This window comes from Nocardioides sp. CPCC 206348 (assembly GCF_048654705.1).
Classification (GTDB): domain Bacteria; phylum Actinomycetota; class Actinomycetes; order Propionibacteriales; family Nocardioidaceae; genus Nocardioides.
Window position 1 is genome coordinate 12,807 of record NZ_JBMCZA010000153.1, and the last position, 18,101, is coordinate 30,907.

Sequence of the window (18,101 nt, forward strand, 5' to 3'; positions counted from 1 at the left end):
GACGCCGGTGACGTCTCCTTCTTCGTCGCCACTCCGGCCGCCCCCGCGGCGGAGGCGAACAGCCAGCCGTAGAAGGCGAGCAGCGCCAGCCACGAGGCGATCACGACGCCGTACATCACGGTCCAGAGCCAGACCGGGACGTCCGGCTTCCGCTCGCGCTGGAGCATGAACGGTTCATGGACGAAGGCGGCGTCCGTACCGTCCTCGACCTGGACCAGCCCCGCCGCGGGTCCGTCGATCGCGAGGTCGGCCGGCATGTGGAGCGGGATCGAGACCATCGTGGTGGGCGCGAGGTGGAGCCGGACCAGCACCTTCCAGTCGCCGTACAGCGGCAGCGGGTCCGTGCTGCGGAACTCTCCGTCGAGGCCGGTCGGCTCCATCGCGATGCTGAGCATGCCGTTGCCGGGGATGTTCTCGTCGTTCTCGTGCTTGCCCTGGTACGCCAGCGCCGAGATCCACACGGCGTCGTCCGCGGCATCGACCGGATCGGTACGCACGGTCACCACCGATCGGCAGCCCTCGGTGCCGATGCAGTTGTCGTCGTAGGAGACCCGGCCCGAGATCACGTCGGTGCCCTCAACCGGTTGGTACGTCGTCCGGCAGTCGTCACCGTCGCACTGCTTGACCACCTCTACCTCACCAGCACTGGTCGGCGGGGCGAAGACAGCCATCAGGACGACGAAGGCGAGCACGCCGGCGGTACCGAGCCATCGGCCCGACGACGCACGGGACTCCTGGACCGGGGCGGAGGCGCCGGGCAGCTGGGCGATGCGCTCGATGTGGCGTGCGAAGGACCAGCCGAGCAGGCCGCCACCGGCGGCGGCGATGCCACCGACCGTCAGCATCAACGGCATCTGCTGCGTCTCGGGCGGCAGCGGATAGGGCATGAAGAGGTCCATCCACCACCACTCGGTTGCCAGGCCGACCGTGCCCGCGAACAGTCCGGCGACGCCGGCGAAGAGCGGGCCCCGGTTCCGCACGACGAGCGCCAGCAGCTCGATGCAGAGCGCCGGACCGAGGAAGAGCAGCCAGTGGGCACGGTGGATGTCGGGGACCGGCAGTGTCATGGCGAAGATGAGCAGGCGCACGACGGTGTAGGTCAGCCAGGTGACCAGGGCGCCGCCGGGCCCGAAGAAGAGCCGGCCGGCCACGAAGATCCAGCCGGTGAGGAAGCCGGAGATGATGAAGAGGGACGCGGCGGGGAACTGGGGAACGCCGAGGTCGAACTCCATCAGGAACGCCATCGGGATGATGCAGATGCCGATCACGATGGTCATGAGCAGGCGGGTCGCCCAGGCGCCACGGTCGGCAATGACCGACTCCGGGGCCTCGCGACGCACCGGCGGCAGGAACCTGCCGAACAGGCGCAGGCCACCGGTGGCGAGGCCACCGAAGCGGAGCCAGGTCCGGGCCGGCGCGTGGCCCACCTGCGCTGCCTCGGCGAAGAGCAGGGGAACCGCCAGGATGCAGGTGACGGCACCGCCGATCATCATCACGTGGGTGGGCCCCCACTCGGTGACGTCCTGGCCGAACAGCCGGTGCCACACGTCATCGGCAGGGAAGCCCGCCGCGGCGATCAGGCCGGCCCCGAGGAGCACCAGGGTGCCCATCGGCACGTGCCACTTCGGCGTGAGCCGGAAGGTCCGACGCGGCAACGGGTCCTTGGCCAGCCCCGCCGAGATCACCCCCGCGGCAAGGAAGAAGAAGATGCCGAACATGATCGGGAAGTGCGACGGGTTGGCCAGCGGCCCCTCGTCGCGGCCGTTCTGCATGTGGATCGGGACGTCCCAGTAGACGCCGAATGCACAGGCGAGCAGCGCCGCCACCGCCAGGTAGCCGGGCAGCCCAGCCCACCGCGGAAGCCCGTCGATGGCGGAGACGCGGTCGGCCAGGCGCCCGATGAGGGTCGGCTTCCCGTCGCGTTCGCGCATCAGGAAGATCCCGATCGGGATGTAGATGACGGCGAAGGCCGCCGCGGCGATCAGGACCTGGTCGAGCGCCGCACCGCCTGCCGGTGGAGCTTCTTCTACGGCAAGGAACATGCTCTGACGTTACCGCCCGTAACAGGTACCTGAACAGGGAATCGCCCGTGGTTGAGCCAGATCGGGTGCTCAGCCGAGCAGGATGCGCAGGCCGATCCCGATCAGGATCAGGCCACCGACCAGGGTCGCCCAGCGCCCCAGCCGCTCCCCCACCCGCGAACCGATGAACACCGCAGCGAGCGCCAGCACGAAGGTGATGACACCGATCAGCAGGACGGCCGGCGCGACGTCGACCTCCAGCACGCCGAAGGTCACGCCGACGGCTGCAGCATCGATCGACGTGGCGATCGCCAGCGGCAACACGGAGCGCACCGTGACGGTCGGGGTGGTGTGCTCGTCCGCCTCGTCGCCGAACGACTCCCACAGCATCTTGGCGCCGATCAGGCTCAGCAGGCCGAACGCGATCCACGGCGTCGCCGTCTCGACGGCGTCGGCGAACCAGAACGCCAGCACCCAGCCGAGCACCGGCATCAGCGCCTGGAAGAGGCCGAACATGCCGGCCATCAGCAGGGCGTCGCGCCACCGCGGCCGGCGCAGCTGGAGTCCTTCGGCCAGCGACACGGCCACTGCGTCCATGGCCAGCGCAAAGGCGAGGACGACGAGTTCGAGCGTGGTCACCGAAGGTTCCGTTTCGTGCTGGACAGGCCGCAAGGGGTCAAAACGCAAGGCGCCGGGCCGCGACCTCTGGGGGGGTCGGTCGCGGCCCGACGGCGTCCATCATGACATACCAATGGTTCCCTTGGGCCACTTGGGGCAGGACCCCACGCCTGTTCCAGCTCACTCCCAGAAGACCCGGTCCACCACCGCGCGCGCCCTGCGCGTGATGCGCAGGTAGTCGTCCAGGACCCGGTCCGTCTCGTCCAGCTGATAGCCGAGGATGCCCGCCGTCGCGCGGCGCTCGATCGTCGCGCGCGGGAACTGGTCGCCGGCCCGGCCGCGCGCGAGGAGCAGCCCGTTGCGCACCCGCGACGCCATCCGCCACGACGTGGCGAGGGTCTCCGCGTCCTCGTGGGTGAGCAGGTCGGCGTCGGCAGCCGCGGTCAGCGCAGCGAGGGTCTGTGCGGTGCGCAGTCCCTCGACGCGGGCGCCGTACCGCAGCTGCAGCAGCTGGACGGTCCACTCGATGTCGGCGAGGCCGCCGCGCCCGAGCTTGAAGTGCAGGGTCGGGTCCGCGCCGCGCGGCAACCGTTCCTTGTCGACCCGGCCCTTGATCCGCCGGACCTCCACGATGTCGTCCTCGCTCAGGCCCTCCTCGGGGTAGCGCAACGGGTCGATCAGTGCCGTGAAGCGCGCCCGCAGGTCGGGGTCACCGACCACCGCGTCCGCGCGGAGCAGCGCCTGGGCCTCCCACACGTGCGACCACTTCGCGTAGTAGGCGGCGTAGGACTCGAGGGTCCGGACGAGCGGGCCCTGGCGTCCCTCGGGGCGCAGGTCGGCATCGACCACGAGCGCCGGGTCGGGACCCGGCGCACCCAGCGCACGTCGTACCTCTTCGGCAACGGCACGGGCGTAGCTGCCGGCCTCGTGGGCGTCGGCACCGTCGACGGGGTCGTGGACGAACAGGACGTCGGCATCGCTGCCGTAGGACAGCTCGAAGCCGCCGTAGCGGCCCATCGCGATGATCGCGATCCGGGTCGGTGCGGCCTCCAGGTGGCGCTGGCGCCGGACGGTCTGGCCGGCGACCTCGAGGGTCGCCTCAAGCGTCGCGTCGGTGAGGCGGGACAGCGCGAAGCCGACCTCGTCGACGGTGACCAGGCCGAGCACGTCGCCGGCCGCGATCCGCAACAGCTCACGGCGTCGTACGGCGCGCACGGCACGCACCGCCTTCTCCCCCTCCTGCCGGCGGGCGCCCGCGAGCATCTCCTCGGTCAGCGCGTCCGAGCCCAGCGGTCGGAGGTCGCCCGCGAGCAGGCGCACCCCGGCGGGCTCGCGCTCGAGCAGGTCGGTGCAGTAGCGAGAGGTCGCCAGCAGGTGCGCCAGGCGCTCGGCGACCTCACCCTCGTCGCGCAGGGTGGACAGGTACCAGGGCGTCCGCCCGAGCTCCTCGCTGATCCGCCGGAACCCGAACAGCCCGCCATCGGGATCCGGGCACTCCGCGAACCACTGCAGCATCGCGGGCAGCAGGGTGCGCTGGATGGCGGAGGTCCGGCTGACCCCGGACGTGAGCGCCTCCAGGTTGCGCAACGCAGCGTCCGGGTCGGCGTACCCCAGCGCGGCCAGCCGCGCGCCCGCCGCCTCGGACGACAGCCGGACCTCGTCCGAGCCGATGCGTGCGACGGCGCTGAGCAGCGGCCGGTAGAAGATCTTCTGGTGCAGGCGACTGACCTCGCGACGGTAGTCCTGCCACGTGTCGTCGAGCCGCTTCTCCGACTCCTTGAGGAAGCCGAGGCTGCGGCCCAGCCGTCGCATCGAGGGCGCGTCGGAGGGTACGACGTGCGTGCGCTGCATCCGGTAGAGCTGGATGCGGTGCTCCAGCTGGCGGAGGAATCCGTAGGCGCGATGCAGTGCCTCGCCGTCCTCCCGGCCGACGTACCCGCCGCGGGTCAGCTCCGCGAGGGCGCTCAGGGTCGCGGGCGGCCGGATCCGTTCGTCGGCGCGCCCGTGGACCAGTTGCAGCAGCTGCACGGCGAACTCGACGTCACGCAGGCCGCCGGCACCGAGCTTGAGCTGGCGGTCGGCTTCCTTCGCCGGGATGTGCTCGAGGACCCGTCGGCGCATGGCGCGGGCAGCATCGACGAACCCCTCCCGGTCGGCGGCCGACCAGACCATCGGGGCAACCATGTCGACGAAGGCTCGCCCCAGGGCGAGGTCACCGGCGACGGGCCGCGCCTTGAGCAGGGCCTGGAACTCCCACTGCTCGGCCCAGCGCTCGTAGTAGCTCTGGTGGCTGGCCAGGGTCCGGCTCAGCGGGCCGGCCTTGCCCTCCGGGCGCAGGGCCGCGTCGACCGGCCAGATGGTGCCCTCGGCCGTGTGTTCCGAGCAGACCTGCATCATCTGGGCCGCCAGGCGCGACGCGACCCTGCCCGCGGCCGAGACGATGGCGTCGTCCACATCGGGGTCGGCCGGCTCGTGGAGGAAGATCACGTCGACGTCGGAGACGTAGTTCAGCTCGTGGCCGCCACACTTGCCCATCGCGATCACCGCGAGCAGCACGGTGGCGGACTCGGGGCCGATCCGCTGACGGGCGACGGCGAGCGCCGCGTCCAGGGTCCCGGCAGCGAGGTCCGAGAGCTCTGCAGCCGCATCGTCGACGCCCAGGTGATGGGTGAGGTCCCGGGCGGCCAGGCGCAACAACTGGCGGCGGTACTCGACCCGCAGCGCATCGACCGCCGCGTGGTCGGGCGCTGTCGCGACCGGCGAAGGATCGGTCGCGTCGGCTCCGACGGCGGCCAGCAGCGACTCGCGCATCGCCCAGGCTGCCGGTCGGGTCGACCCGAGGCTGGGATCGGTGAGCTCGAGCCACTGCGCGGGGTGCTGGACCAGGTGATCCGCCAGTGCGGTGCTCGCACCGAGGACGCAGAGCACGCGCATCGCCGTACCCTCGTCGTCGCGGAGGGCGGTCAGCAGCTCGTCGCGGTCATCGACGGCATCAGCCAGCCGACACAATGCCCCGAGCGCTGCGTCGGGGTCCGCGGTCTGCCCGAGGAACGCGAGCAGGTCCACTCCGCCGGCGCCGAGCGATTCGAGCTCCGCGACAGCGCGGTCGAGCTCGACGAACCCCAGCCGCAGCAGGTCGCTGCGGGTGGTTCGTCGCAGGTCGGCCGGCGTCACGGAACCATCCTCACGGCAGGGTCAACGGTCGGCCCGGTTCACAGGACGGGGAGCATCCGGTCGCGTTCGAAGGCGGAGACCTGGCCGCGGTACTCGTCCCACTCCGCGCGCTTGTTGCGCAGGAAGAAGTCGAAGACCTGCTCCCCCAGCGTCTCGGCCAGCAGCTCGGAGCTCTCGGCGATGCTGATCGCTTCGTTGAGGTTCTTCGGGAGCGGCTGGATGCCGAGGCTGTGGCGCTCGCGCTCGGTCAGGGCCCACACGTCGTCCTCGGCCTCACGCGGCATCTCGTAGCCGTTCTCGATGCCCTTCAGCCCGGCCGCGAGTACGGCGGCATAGGCGAGGTACGGGTTGCACGCCGAGTCGAGGCTGCGCAGCTCGATCCGGGTCGACTGGCCCTTCATCGGCTTGTACATCGGCACCCGGATCATCGCCGAGCGGTTGTTGTGCCCCCAGCAGATGTACGACGGCGCTTCGCTGCCGAACATCATCCGCTTGTAGGAGTTGACCCACTGGTTGGTGACCACGCTGATCTCGCTGGCGTGCTGCAGCACCCCGGCGATGAACTGGCGCCCGGTCTTCGACAGCTGGTACTCCGCGCCCGCCTCGTAGAAGGCGTTCTGGTCGCCCTCGAAGAGCGAGACGTGCGTGTGCATGCCCGAACCCGGGTGCTCGGTGAACGGCTTCGGCATGAAGGTCGCCCAGAGTCCCTGGCTCAGCGCGACCTCCCGGATGACCGTGCGGAACGTCATGATGTTGTCCGCCGTGGTCAGTGCGTCGGCGTACCGGAGGTCGATCTCCTGCTGGCCCGGGCCGGCCTCGTGGTGGCTGAACTCCACCGATATGCCCATCGCCTCGAGCATGGTGATCGCCTCGCGACGGAAGTCCGAGCCGTGCGAGTGGGCAGCGTGGTCGAAGTACCCGCTGCGATCCATCGGGATCGGCTCCTCGCCCGGCTGCGGCTCGTTCTTGAAGAGGTAGAACTCGATCTCGGGGTGCGTGTAGAACGTGAAGCCCTGCTCGGCGGCCTTGCTCAGGGTCCGCTTGAGGACGTTGCGGGGATCGGCGTACGACGCCGAGCCGTCCGGCATCACGATGTCGCAGAACATGCGAGCCGTCGACGGCCCCTCGCTGCTGCGCCACGGAAGGATCTGGAAGGTCGTCGGGTCGGGCAGCGCGAGCATGTCCGACTCGTAGACGCGGGCGAAGCCCTCGATCGCCGAGCCGTCGAAGCCGATGCCCTCCGAGAAGGCGCCTTCGAGCTCCGCGGGCGCCACCGCGACCGACTTGAGGGACCCGAGCACGTCGGTGAACCACAACCGCACGAACCGGACGTCGCGCTCTTCGAGTGCGCGGAGAACGAAGTCTTCTTGCTTACCCATGGCGTCAGCGTAGGGGGTGATCGACGGCGGTGTCGGCGAGGCTCGACCAGAGCCCGGCTCCGTGCCGAATCTGGTTCCGTCCGGACCATGGCGCAAGTGCACAAGCAGGTCTACCTTCGAAAGTGAAGTCCCTCAAAAGGGGACCGCTCGAGAAAGGGAAGCGCCATGGCCACTATGCACTCGAGGGAACACCTCACCCATGACATGCGCGAAGAACTGCATGACCTGACCAACTTCTCCAGCATCGACTCGGACCGGCAAGGAAGAGTCGCCCTCTGGGTGACGTTCACCGTGCTGGCGATCGTGTGGGGCCTGGACATGATGGTCGGCTTCATGACCGACACCTGGGACAGCTACGTCTCGGTGTGGGCCAACAACTTCCTGCCCGGTGACGCGAGCGACGCGACGATGTGGATCGGTGCCCTCACCGTTGCCCTCGGCGTGCTCCTGGCGGCCGCGCCCCACTTCGGTGCCGACGTCCTCGGCATCTGGCTGGTGGTCCTCGCGATCAACGTCTTCAGCGTCGACGACCTGGCCCATCTCGGCGTGGGCATGCTTGCGCTCGCGTTCTGCTGCTTCGCGCTGGCCCGGATGGCCCGCGGGAACCACAAACGGGAGGCCTAGCTCGGCGAACATGGGGCGGCGGGGGTTCGGGCCCCGCCGTCGTACTCCCCTGCGGCCTCAGGCCTTCGGCACGTTCTCCAGCTCGGCCAGCCAGGCAGCCGCGCTCGCGTCCGACGGCATCCGCCAGTCACCGCGCGGAGACATGGTGCCGCCGGCACTGACCTTGGGACCGTTCGGCAGTGCCGACCGCTTGAACTGGCTGCTGAAGAAGCGCTTCGTGAAGACCTCGAGCCACTTGCGCACCGTCGCCAGGTCGTACGACGCCCGGCGCTCCTCGGGGAAGCCCGGAGGCCACTCGCCGGCGGACTGGTCGTGCCAGGCGTGCCAAGCGAGGAAGGCGATCTTGCTGGGCCGGTAGCCGCGCCGGATCACGTGGTAGAGCGTGAAGTCCTGCAGGGCGTAGGGACCGACAGAGTCCTCGGTCGCCTGCGGCTTCTTGCCCTCCTCGGTCGGGATCAGCTCGGGGGTGATCTCCTGCTCGAGGATCTCCTTCAGGACCAGGTCGGCCTCGTCGTCGTAGTGCTTCCCGTCGTGGAGCTGGTCGGTGTCGATCACCCACCGGATCAGGTGCTGGACCAGCGTCTTCGGGACGCCCGCGTTGACGTTGTAGTGCGACATCTGGTCACCGACGCCGTACGTGCACCAGCCGAGCGCGAGCTCGGAGAGATCACCGGTGCCGAGCACGATGCCGCCGCGGTGGTTGGCGAGGCGGAAGAGGTAGTCGGTGCGGAGTCCGGCCTGGACGTTCTCGAAGGTGATGTCGTAGACGGGCTCTCCGTCGCTGAACGGGTGGTCGAGGTCCTCGAGCATCTGCCGGGCGGCCGGCTTGATGTCGAGCTCCGCGAACGTGCACCCGAGAGCCGTGGCGAGCCGGGTGGCGTAGGACTTCGTGGTGTCACCGGTCGCGAAGCCCGGCATCGTGAACGCGTGGATGTCGCTGCGCGGCCGCCCCAGGCGGTCCATCGCCTTGGCGGCGACGATCAGCGCGTGCGTCGAGTCGAGACCGCCACTGACGCCGATCACGATCTTCGGGTTGCCGATCGCCTTGAGCCGCTGCTCGAGGCCGGAGACCTGGATGTTGTAGGCCTCGTAGCAGTCGAGGGCCAGCCGCTCCGCGTCGTCGGGGACGAACGGGTAGCGGTCGACCTTGCGGCGCAGACCGATGTCGCCCGTCGGCGGGTCGAGGGTGAACTCGATGACGTGGGCCTCGCTGCGGAACTGGCTGTAGGCATGGCGGTTGTCGTCGAACGTCCCCTGCCGGATCCGTTCTTGTCGGATTCGATCGAGATCCACGTCGACCACTGTGCGCCGGGGACCGTCCGGGAATCGCTCGCTCTCGCCGAGCAGGTCACCCATCTCGTAGACCATCGTCTGTCCGTCCCACGACAGATCGGTCGTGGACTCACCCTGCCCAGCTGCCGTGTAGATGTAGGCCGCATTGCAGCGGGAACTGGCGCTGCGGGCGAGCAACCTGCGGTCCTCGGCGCGCCCGATGGTGATCGGGCTCGCCGAGAGGTTGGCCAACACGGTCGCGCCAGCAAGTACGGCAGAGGCATGCGGCGGGATCGGCACCCACATGTCCTCGCAGATCTCAACGAAGAGGCGCAGGTCGGGCCGGTCGGTGGCCTGGAAGTGGAGGTGCTTGCCGAACCGAACCTCGCCGTGAGCACCGAGCGTGATGTGTTCGTCGTCCTGGTCCTCGGCAGACCCGAACCACCGAGCCTCGTAGAACTCGCGGTAGGTCGGGCGGTACCACTTCGCCGGGACACCCAGCACCTTGCCGCGGTGGATGACGACAGCACAGTTGTAGAGCCGGTCATCCTTGACCAGCGGTGCGCCCACCACGATCACCGGGAGCAGGTCCTTGCTTGCCTCGACCACGGCGTCGATCGCAGCCAGCACCGCTTCCTGGAGAACATCCTGCAAGAAGAGGTCATCCACTGCGTAGCCGCTCAGGCAGAGTTCGGGAAACACCGCGACAGCAACGCCCTCGTCGTGACAGGCGCGCGCCTCCTCGATGACCGTTGCGGCGTTGACCGCCGGGTCCGCGACGCGGATCGGGATCGTGCAGGCAGCCACCCGGGCGAACCCGTGGGCATAGGCCGAGTAGAAGTCCACGACGCGAGTCTAGGGAGTGCCGTGTCCCACGCGATGCTGGTCGCTTCCAGCACACGGGCGCGCCGCCCCATCGGGCAGGTGGCACTGCCCTCGTACGTGCACCTCGTCCGAGGTCGCAGCCACCCCGCGTCGGCGACTCTGGAACATGGCCGGAGCCCGACAGGGAGCCGAGGCCGTCAAGGCTGAGGCGTCCCATGCCCTCGATGACGGCCGCCGTCGTGCCGCCGGCGGACCGGGGCCTGCCCACGGCGGCCGGGCCGGCGCCGTACTCGCCCTTCAGCGCAACGCCGGCAACGCTGCTGTCGCTGCCCTGATGGCGGCCAAGGTCAAGGGCCCCAGCGAGCAGGCCGTGGTCGAGATCGATCGCGCGCTCACGGAGATCAAGAAGGACGAGCCGTCCATCGACCTGGTGGAGACGGGACTCAAACAGGCCAAGACCCTGGGCGTGCCGGTCGAACTGGAAGGACCCAAGCCGCCCGCCTCGGCACTCGCGGTGACCAAGACCGGTTTCGGCCCGGGCTCGGTGGCGGCCAAGAAGCCGGTGCCGCCGCCCAAGCCGGTGCCGGCAGTTCCGGCTGCGGCCAAGGCCGCCGCCGCGAAGCCGAAGGTGGCCGGCGGAGCACCCGCGGCCAAGGCCGCTGGGCCCGTCCCCGCGGGGGCCGGCGGTGCAGCGGGGCCCGCAGCTCCGGCGCCGATCGCTGCCGACATGCGCCTCCAGCCACCCGTCGCGCCCGTTGGGACGCGGCCGGAGGAGGATCCGGCGTTCGTGCGGGTCACCGGCGGAGTGAAAGGTGTGGCGAAGGACAAGAAGTCACACCCGACGGCCGCGTCGAAGGCGCAGGAAGCCCAGGGCGCCGCGCTCGCACCGACCGACGACATGGCCGGCCAGGCCAAGGCGGCGAAGGTCGACAAGATGGACTCCCAGCAGGCCGGGACCTTCGACAAGAAGGCGTTCATCGCGGCGGTCAAGACCGCGATCGAGGCCAAGGCGCCCAAGAACCTGAAGGAGGCCTGCGACCCGTCAGCCAGCAAGGCAGGCGAGGTCAAGGGTGAGGTCAAGGGCATGGTCGGCCAGGGCAAGGACGATGCCGCCCACGACATCGAGGCGTCGGCCGAGGCGGCTCCTGACCAGTCCAAGTCCATCGCCAAGCCCGTGACGCCGATGTCCCAGGAGAACCCGGGCGCGGCCCCGGCCATCCCCGCGGACGGCGCGGTGCCCAAGCCGGCACCTGCCGAGCAGACCAACCTCGAAGCGGGCAAGCACCAGGCCGACCAGGAGATGGCCGACGCGAACGTCACCGACGAGCAGCTCGCGAAGTCCAACGAGCCGGAGTTCCAGGGTGCGCTGGCGGACAAGCAGAAGGCCGCACATCATGCCAAGACGGCCCCGGCTGAATACCGCCAGCAGGAGAAGGCCACCCTCGCCCAGGGCCGCGAGCAGGCCGAGGCCGACACCAAGGGCGGGGTCGCGGCGATGCAGGGTGCCAAGGGCGCGGCCATGGCGAAGCTGATGGCGGCGAAGGGCACGACCAAGTCGAAGGACGAGCAGAAACGCGCAGACGTCACCAACAAGATCCAGGGCATCTTCGCCGCCACCGAGGCGGACGTGAAGAAGACTCTCGAGGGCATCGACCCGAAGGTGGACGCGGCGTTCGAGAAGGGCGAGGCAGGGGCCAAGCAGGCGTTCGAGTCGTACGTCTCGGCCAAGATGTCGGCGTACAAGGCGGATCGGTACAGCGGCTGGCTGGGCGGCCTGCGCTGGGCCAAGGACAAGCTGCTGGGAATGCCCGACAAGGTCAACGAGTTCTACGTGGCCGGCCGCGAGATCTACCTCAAGCAGATGGACGGCGTGATCGCCAACGTCGCCGACATCGTGGGCAACGACCTGAAGGCGGCCAAGGATCGCATCGCCAAGGGGCGCGGTGAGATCGCGGCGTACGTCAAGACCCTCTCCCCGGACCTGCGGAAGGTCGGCGCGGACGCGGCCAAGGAGATCGGCGACAAGTTCGAGCAGCTCGAGTCGGACGTCGACAACAAGCAGAACGAGGTCGTCGAGTCGCTCGCGACCAAGTACGTCGAGGCGCGCAAGGGCCTCGACGAGCGGATCGAGGAGCTCCAGGCCGAGAACAAGGGCCTGGTCGACAAGGCGATCGGCGCCATCAAGGCCGTCATCAACACCATCCGCGAACTGGTCACGATGCTGAAGAACACCCTGGCCCGCGCTGCCGCCGCGATCAGCGACATCATCAAGGACCCGATCGGATTCCTCGGCAACCTGATCGGCGCGATCAAGGGCGGCATCAACAAGTTCTTCGCCAACATCGGCACCCACCTCAAGAAGGGGTTGATGGGTTGGCTGTTCGGCCAGCTCGGCGAGGCCGGCATCGAGATCCCGGACACCTTCGACGTCAAGGGCATCATCAAGCTCCTCGCCTCGATCTTCGGCCTCACCTGGGCCAACATCCGCAACCGGATCGTCAAGCAGATCGGCGAGAAAGCGATGGCGGCGATCGAGAAGGGCGTCGACATCTTCCAGAAGATCGCCAGCGGCGGCATCGGCGCGATCTGGGAGATGTTGGTGGAGAAGCTCGGCGACATCAAGAACATGATCATGGAGCAGATCCAGGACTTCGTGATCACCAAGATCATCACCGCCGGCATCACCTGGCTGATCTCACTGCTCAACCCGGCCGCGGCGTTCATCAAGGCCTGCAAGCTGATCTACGACGTGGTCATGTTCTTCGTCAACAACGCCGCCCGGATCATGAAGTTCGTCAACACCGTCATCGACGGAGTCGTCGACATCGCCAAGGGCAACGTGTCCGCGGTGGTCAACAAGATCGAGGACGCACTCGGCCAGATGGTGCCGATCCTGATCGGCTTCATCGCCAGCGTGCTCGGCATCGGCGGCATCGGCGAGAAGATCAAGTCGATCATCCAGGCCATCCAGAGACCCTTCAACAAGGCGATCGACTTCGTGATCAAGAAGGGCCTCAAGCTCGCCGGCCCGGTCATTCGCGGCCTGAAGGGCCTCGGCGCGAAGGCCAAGAGCAAGGTCGCCGCCGGCAAGGCATACGTCAAGGGCAAGATCGAGAAGGGCAAGGCCGCGCTCGCGAGGCTGTTCAAGAAGACGTTCTCCGTCGACGGGACGACCCACACGGTGAAGGCCTCCGCGCCGACGCCGGGCTCGAAGTTCAAGCTCACGATCGCGAGCGAGGAGAAGCCGGTCGCTGCCCACCAGCGGGACGCAGCCGAGATGGCGCAGAAGAAGGGCAAGCCGGCGTTGGCCAAGGAGGCGATGGACATCATCGCCAAGGCGGCGACGATCGAGGCCACCGTCAACGCCAACGACCCCGACGAGGCGAGGAAGCGCGCGGCGGTCGCCGAGTTGGCCGCGATCGTGGCTGCGGTCTGGGCTCGGATCGGCTACAAGGGTGAGCCGCCGCGGGAGAGCTTCGCGGACGACGGTACGGCGGGCGTCGTCGGCGAGGTCGGCCGGCACGGCGACCAGGGCACCCGCGGCTATCGAGGTGCAGACACCCGCGCCGAGAAGGACCGCCTCGAGAGCGAGCACGTGGTGCCACGGGCATGGCTGCTCACGCTGACAGACACCTTCATGAAGGCGATCAAGCGTCGGTCGAGCGAGGACCGCAGTCTCTACCGGTCGATGACCACGGTGATGATCTACAAGGGCGCGGCGGACTACAAGACCGAGAAGGGCAAGACCACCGACAACGTGGTGATCAACAAGCTCAAGGCCTTGACCGACGTTGGCGAGGGGAAGAGCCCGGCCAAGGACCCGCAGAAGGTCGCCGCCGCCATTCGAAGCAAGTTCGACGGCCCGATCGCCAGCCGGATCAAGCTCACCAAGGAGGCCCGCGACCACGAGCACCGCCTCAACCAGCGCCCGGGTGCACCGGTGCCCTCGGACTCCACCATCGAGGGCGCCGCGATGCGGCAGCTCCTCGATGTCATCGAGTACCTCGTCAAGCAGATCGACAAGGGCGGAGCCGCAGCCCCCACCTCGACTGGTGCCGGCACCGGTCCTGGCACCGGTCCTGGAACTGGTCCTGGTGCTGATCCTGGCGCTGATCCTGACGCTTGACGAAGTCGAAGACGGGAGGCGTCCCCGAGCACTGGCGCAGTCACGACTCGCAGAAAGGCCCTGGGCCGCGATGAGTCGCTGCGCGTGCACCGGTCTGTCCTGCCATGAGCATTGCGAGCAGCCACATCCAGCCCTGCCTGTGGTTCGACGACACCCTCGAGGAAGCCGCGCGCTTCTACACCGGCATCTTCCCGAACTCCTCTATCGGGCACCTCAGCCGCTACTCCGAGGGCAGCCCCGGAGAGCCCGGCACGGTGATGGCCGGCGAGTTCACGCTCGACGGGATGACCTTTCGCGGCATCAACGGAGGACCGGCGTTCCCGTTCACCGAGGCCGTCTCGTTCTCGGTCACGTGCCGCGACCAGTCCGAGGTCGACTACTACTGGGACTCCCTGGTCGACGGCGGCCAGGAGTCGGTCTGCGGCTGGCTCAAGGACCGCTACGGCCTGTCCTGGCAGATCGTCCCGGCCCGGCTCTATGAACTCGTGACGGATCCCGATCCGTCCCGCGCGGCCGCCGCGACGCAGGCGATGCTCGGCATGCGACGGATCATCGTGACCGATCTGGAGGCTGCCGCCGACGCCGCCGGGCCACCGGCCCCGACGGGGTGACCCAACACACAGCGCGCAGACGGACTCGACGCGACTAGCCTCGACGTTGTCCTTCACACGAACGTGGACCCGGACCGGGCCGCGAGTCAGATGAAAGCGAGCTCGACGATGAGCAGCACCCCCGAAGAAACCGCTCCGTACGGCGGCGCACCCGCAGGCCCCGCGCCGATCAAGCGGATCCGCACCCACCACGTGCGCGAGATGAAGCAGCGTGGCGAGCGGATCTCCATGCTGACCAGCTACGACCAGCTGACAGCCCAGATCTTCGACGAGGCCGGGATCGAACTCCTCCTCGTCGGCGACAGCGCGTCCAACAACGTGCTCGGCAACTCGACGTCGCTGCCGATCACGGTCGACGAGCTGATCCCGCTGACGCGCGCCGTGAGCCGTTCGGTCTCCCGCGCGATGGTCGTCGGCGACCTGCCCTTCGGCTCGTACCAGGCCTCGCCCGAGCAGGGGTACCTCACCGCCGTCCGCTTCATGAAGGAGGGCGGCGCCCATTGCGTGAAGCTCGAGGGCGGCGTCGAGATGGCGCCCCAGATCGAGAAGATGGTCAAGGGCGGCATCCCCGTGATCGGACACATCGGCTTCACCCCGCAGTCCGAGCACACCCTCGGCGGCTACCGCGTCCAGGGCCGCGGCGAAGCAGCCGAGCGTGTGATGCGCGACGCGATCGCGGTCCAAGAGGCCGGCGCGTTCGCCGTCGTCATGGAGATGGTTCCGGGTGACGTGGCTGCCGAGGTGACGGCCAAGCTCGACATCTCCACGATCGGCATCGGCGCCGGCAACCAGTGCGACGGCCAGGTGCTCGTGTGGCAGGACGCCTTCGGCCTGCGCACCGGCAAGCTCCCCCGCTTCGTCAAGCAGTACGCCGACGTCCGCTCCGTGCTCCTCGACGCTGCCCGCGCCTACGACTCCGAGGTGAAGGGCGGGTCCTTCCCCGCCCCCGAGCACACGTTCTGACGGAGTTGGGTGGGTGAGAGTGACCTCTGGGTCACTCTCACCCACCCAACTCAGGAGTCAGCGGTCAGGCGAGTCCGCGACGGGCGAGCAACGGCTCGATCGGCGCAGGCCGGCCGCGCCACTCCTCGTAGGACTCGAGCGGGTCGCGGGTGCCGCCGATGCCGATCACGTGGCGGCGGTAGCGGTCACCGTTCTCGCGGGTGAGGCCGCCGTTCTCCTTGAACCACGCGACGGTGTCGGCGTCGAGCAGCTCGCTCCAGATGTAGGAGTAGTACGCCGACGCGTAGCCCGAGCTGAAGCTGTGGGCGAAGTACGACGTCGCGTACCGCGGCGGCACCGCGGCATTGTCGAGACCGACAGCCGCCAGCGCCTGCCGCTCGAAGGTGAGCACGGCAGCGGGATCGGTGGGCACGTCCTCGGGTGCGAGCTCGTGCCAGGCGAGGTCGAGGAGCGCCGCTGCGAGGTACTCACTCGTCGCGAACCCCTCGTTGAAGGTCTCCGCGGCCTCGATGCGGGCGACGAGGTCGGCCGGGATCGACTCGCCCGTCTCGTGGTGCACGGCGTAGTTCGCGAGCACCTCGGGCCACAGGATCCACATCTCGTTGACCTGGGACGGGTACTCGACGAAGTCGCGGAACACGGCGGTGCCGGAGAACTTCGGATAGGTGGCGCGGGCCAGCAGGCCGTGGAGTGCGTGCCCGAACTCGTGGAACAGCGTGCGGGTCTCGTCCCAGGTGAGCAGCGTGGCCTCGCCCGCGGCCGGCTTCGGGACGTTGAGGTTGTTGACCACCACGGCGGTGTCGACACCCAGGAGCTCGGACTGGCTGACGAAGCTGCTCATCCAGGCGCCGCCCCGCTTGGAGTCGCGGGTGTAGAGGTCGAGCAGGTAGAGGCCGATCGGGGTTCCGTCCTGACTGACCTCGAACACCCGCACGTCGGGGTGGTAGCCCTGCAGGTCGGTGCGTTCGGCGAAGGTCAGTCCGTACAACCGTTCGGCCGCGAAGAAGACCCCGTCGTGCAGCACTCGTTCGGCCTCGAACCACGGACGCAACGCGGCCAGGTCGACGTCGTACTGGGCGGAACGCACCTTCTCGGCGTAGAACGCCCAGTCGGCTGCCTCGACCGCGAATCCGGCTTCGGCGGAGAGGGCGTCCTGCTCGCTGCGCGCGTTGCGGGCGGCGGGCGCAGCCAGGCGTTCGAGGAGGGAACGCACGGCCTTGGGCGTGCCCGCCGTGTTGTCCGCGGTCACCACGGCGGCGTGGTTGTCGAACCCGAGCAGTCGCGCGCGCTCGGCGCGCAACCGCAGGATGTCGAGCGCGATCGAGCGGGTGTCGTGGGTGCCACCCCGACTCCCCCGGGCGCGCTGCGCGTCGGACAGGCGACGGCGGACCTCGCGGTCAGTGAGCGCCGACAGGTGCGGGTGTGCGGTCGGCAGGACCAGCGTCAGCAGGTACTTCCCCGTGAGTCCCCGTGACTCGGCGGCAGCGGCCGCCGCAGACACCTCACCGGGGGTCAGTCCGTCGAGGTCGGCGACGTCGTCGATGACGACGGCCAGGTCGTTGCTGTCGGCCTGGAGCGCGAGCTCGAAGGCCGTCTCCTTGCTGGAGATGTCCTCGTTCAGCGCACGCAAGCGCCGCTTCTCGTCCTCGCCCAGCGCAGCGCCCGCCAGCCGGAACTCGATGACATAGCGCTCGACGAGGTACGACGCCTCGGGTTCCAGCGTGCTGCGCTGGCCGTCCACGACCTGCAACCGGGCCCAGAGGTCCGCGTCGAGCAGGATCGCGTCACCGTGCGCCGCGAGGCGTGGGGCGAACTCCGCACGCAGGGCGTCGACCGCCGGGCTGGAGTCGGCGCTGGCCTTGTTGGAGAAGATCCGGAGCACCCGGGTCAGGCCGGTCCCACTGCGCTCGAGCGGCACGAGCGTGTTGTCGAAGGTCGGCGCCTCCGGGTTGCCCGTGATGGCTGCGATCGCCTGGAGCTGATCGGCCATCGCGACCTCGAGGGCAGGCCCGTAGTCAGCGTCCGCGATGTCAGCGAAGCGCGGCAGCTGGTGCGGGAGGTCACTGGTTCCGAGAAGTGCGTCCGAGGTCACGGGCACACTCTAGATGGCCGAATCGAAGCCACCAGGCTTGTGACACCATCCCGACATGCACGCCGAGGATCAGCACGTCCGCTCGCGGAAGAACCTCAAGCACCAGCGGGTCTCCCGCGTCGAGGTCGAGGGGCCCGTCTGGTTCATGGCCCCGACGGTGACCAAGACCCCGCTGCGGATCGGTGCGTTCAGCTACCTGGTCGGCGGAGTCATCGACTACTGCGCGGAGATCGGCCGCTACTGCTCCCTCGCCGCGGGCGTGCGGATCGGCGAGCCCGACCACCCCACGGACTGGATGTCGACGTCGCCGTTCCAGTACGACGGCGGCCGCTTCGGCTGGCATCCCGACGCCGCCGAGGGCAGCCCGGTCAAGGCACACGGATTCCCCCGCGGACC

At 69.0% G+C, this 18,101-nt stretch carries 11 protein-coding genes; 5 read left to right on the plus strand and 6 right to left on the minus strand.

Going from position 1 to position 18,101, the window contains the following annotated elements; translation table 11 throughout:
• From ACOADB_RS10745 to glnA, 4 genes are all read right to left on the minus strand, one after another.
• Positions 1-2,042 (minus strand): hypothetical protein (locus ACOADB_RS10745; protein ID WP_378598050.1); only part of this gene is annotated, 2,042 nt, incomplete at its 3' end.
• A gap of 69 nt (positions 2,043-2,111) precedes the next feature.
• Positions 2,112-2,660, minus strand: a complete 549-nt coding sequence (locus ACOADB_RS10750) for a manganese efflux pump MntP family protein (RefSeq protein WP_378598052.1) — start codon at positions 2,658-2,660, stop codon at positions 2,112-2,114.
• 159 nt (positions 2,661-2,819) lie between these two features.
• Positions 2,820-5,813, minus strand: a complete 2,994-nt coding sequence (locus tag ACOADB_RS10755; RefSeq protein WP_378598054.1) for a bifunctional [glutamine synthetase] adenylyltransferase/[glutamine synthetase]-adenylyl-L-tyrosine phosphorylase — start codon at positions 5,811-5,813, stop codon at positions 2,820-2,822.
• Between the two features lie 38 nt (positions 5,814-5,851).
• Complete coding sequence (glnA, locus tag ACOADB_RS10760; RefSeq protein WP_378598056.1) at positions 5,852-7,192, minus strand: type I glutamate--ammonia ligase; 1,341 nt, start codon at positions 7,190-7,192, stop codon at positions 5,852-5,854.
• Positions 7,193-7,357: 165 nt separating this feature from the next.
• Here glnA and ACOADB_RS10765 point away from each other — a divergent pair, with 165 nt between their 5' ends.
• On the plus strand, positions 7,358-7,816 hold the full coding sequence (locus ACOADB_RS10765) for a hypothetical protein (RefSeq protein ID WP_378598058.1): 459 nt from the start codon (positions 7,358-7,360) through the stop codon (positions 7,814-7,816).
• 57 nt (positions 7,817-7,873) lie between these two features.
• On the opposite strand, the gene ACOADB_RS10770 is transcribed toward ACOADB_RS10765, so the two are convergent.
• Positions 7,874-9,934, minus strand: a complete 2,061-nt coding sequence (locus tag ACOADB_RS10770) for an NAD(+) synthase (RefSeq protein ID WP_378598060.1) — start codon at positions 9,932-9,934, stop codon at positions 7,874-7,876.
• Positions 9,935-10,079: 145 nt separating this feature from the next.
• On the opposite strand from ACOADB_RS10770, the gene ACOADB_RS10775 reads away from it, so the two are divergent.
• The 3 genes from ACOADB_RS10775 (at position 10,080) to panB (ending at position 15,613) form a co-directional block, all read left to right on the plus strand.
• The gene (locus ACOADB_RS10775; protein ID WP_378598062.1) at positions 10,080-14,039 is read left to right on the plus strand and encodes a phage tail protein; all 3,960 of its coding nucleotides are present in this window, start codon (positions 10,080-10,082) and stop codon (positions 14,037-14,039) included.
• Positions 14,040-14,143: 104 nt separating this feature from the next.
• The gene (locus tag ACOADB_RS10780) at positions 14,144-14,650 is read left to right on the plus strand and encodes a VOC family protein (protein WP_378598064.1); all 507 of its coding nucleotides are present in this window, start codon (positions 14,144-14,146) and stop codon (positions 14,648-14,650) included.
• 108 nt (positions 14,651-14,758) lie between these two features.
• Positions 14,759-15,613: a 3-methyl-2-oxobutanoate hydroxymethyltransferase gene (gene panB, locus ACOADB_RS10785; RefSeq protein WP_378598066.1), complete on the plus strand. Its 855-nt coding sequence runs from the start codon at positions 14,759-14,761 to the stop codon at positions 15,611-15,613.
• Positions 15,614-15,677: 64 nt separating this feature from the next.
• Here the strand turns inward: panB and ACOADB_RS10790 are convergent, their stop codons facing one another.
• Positions 15,678-17,705 carry a M3 family metallopeptidase gene (locus tag ACOADB_RS10790; protein ID WP_378598068.1) on the minus strand — a complete coding sequence of 676 codons (2,028 nt, stop codon included), beginning with the start codon at positions 17,703-17,705 and terminating at the stop codon, positions 15,678-15,680.
• Positions 17,706-17,760: 55 nt separating this feature from the next.
• Between ACOADB_RS10790 and ACOADB_RS10795 the strand changes: the two genes are divergently transcribed.
• On the plus strand, positions 17,761-18,101 hold a 341-nt coding region (locus ACOADB_RS10795; protein ID WP_378598070.1), incomplete at its 3' end, for a hypothetical protein.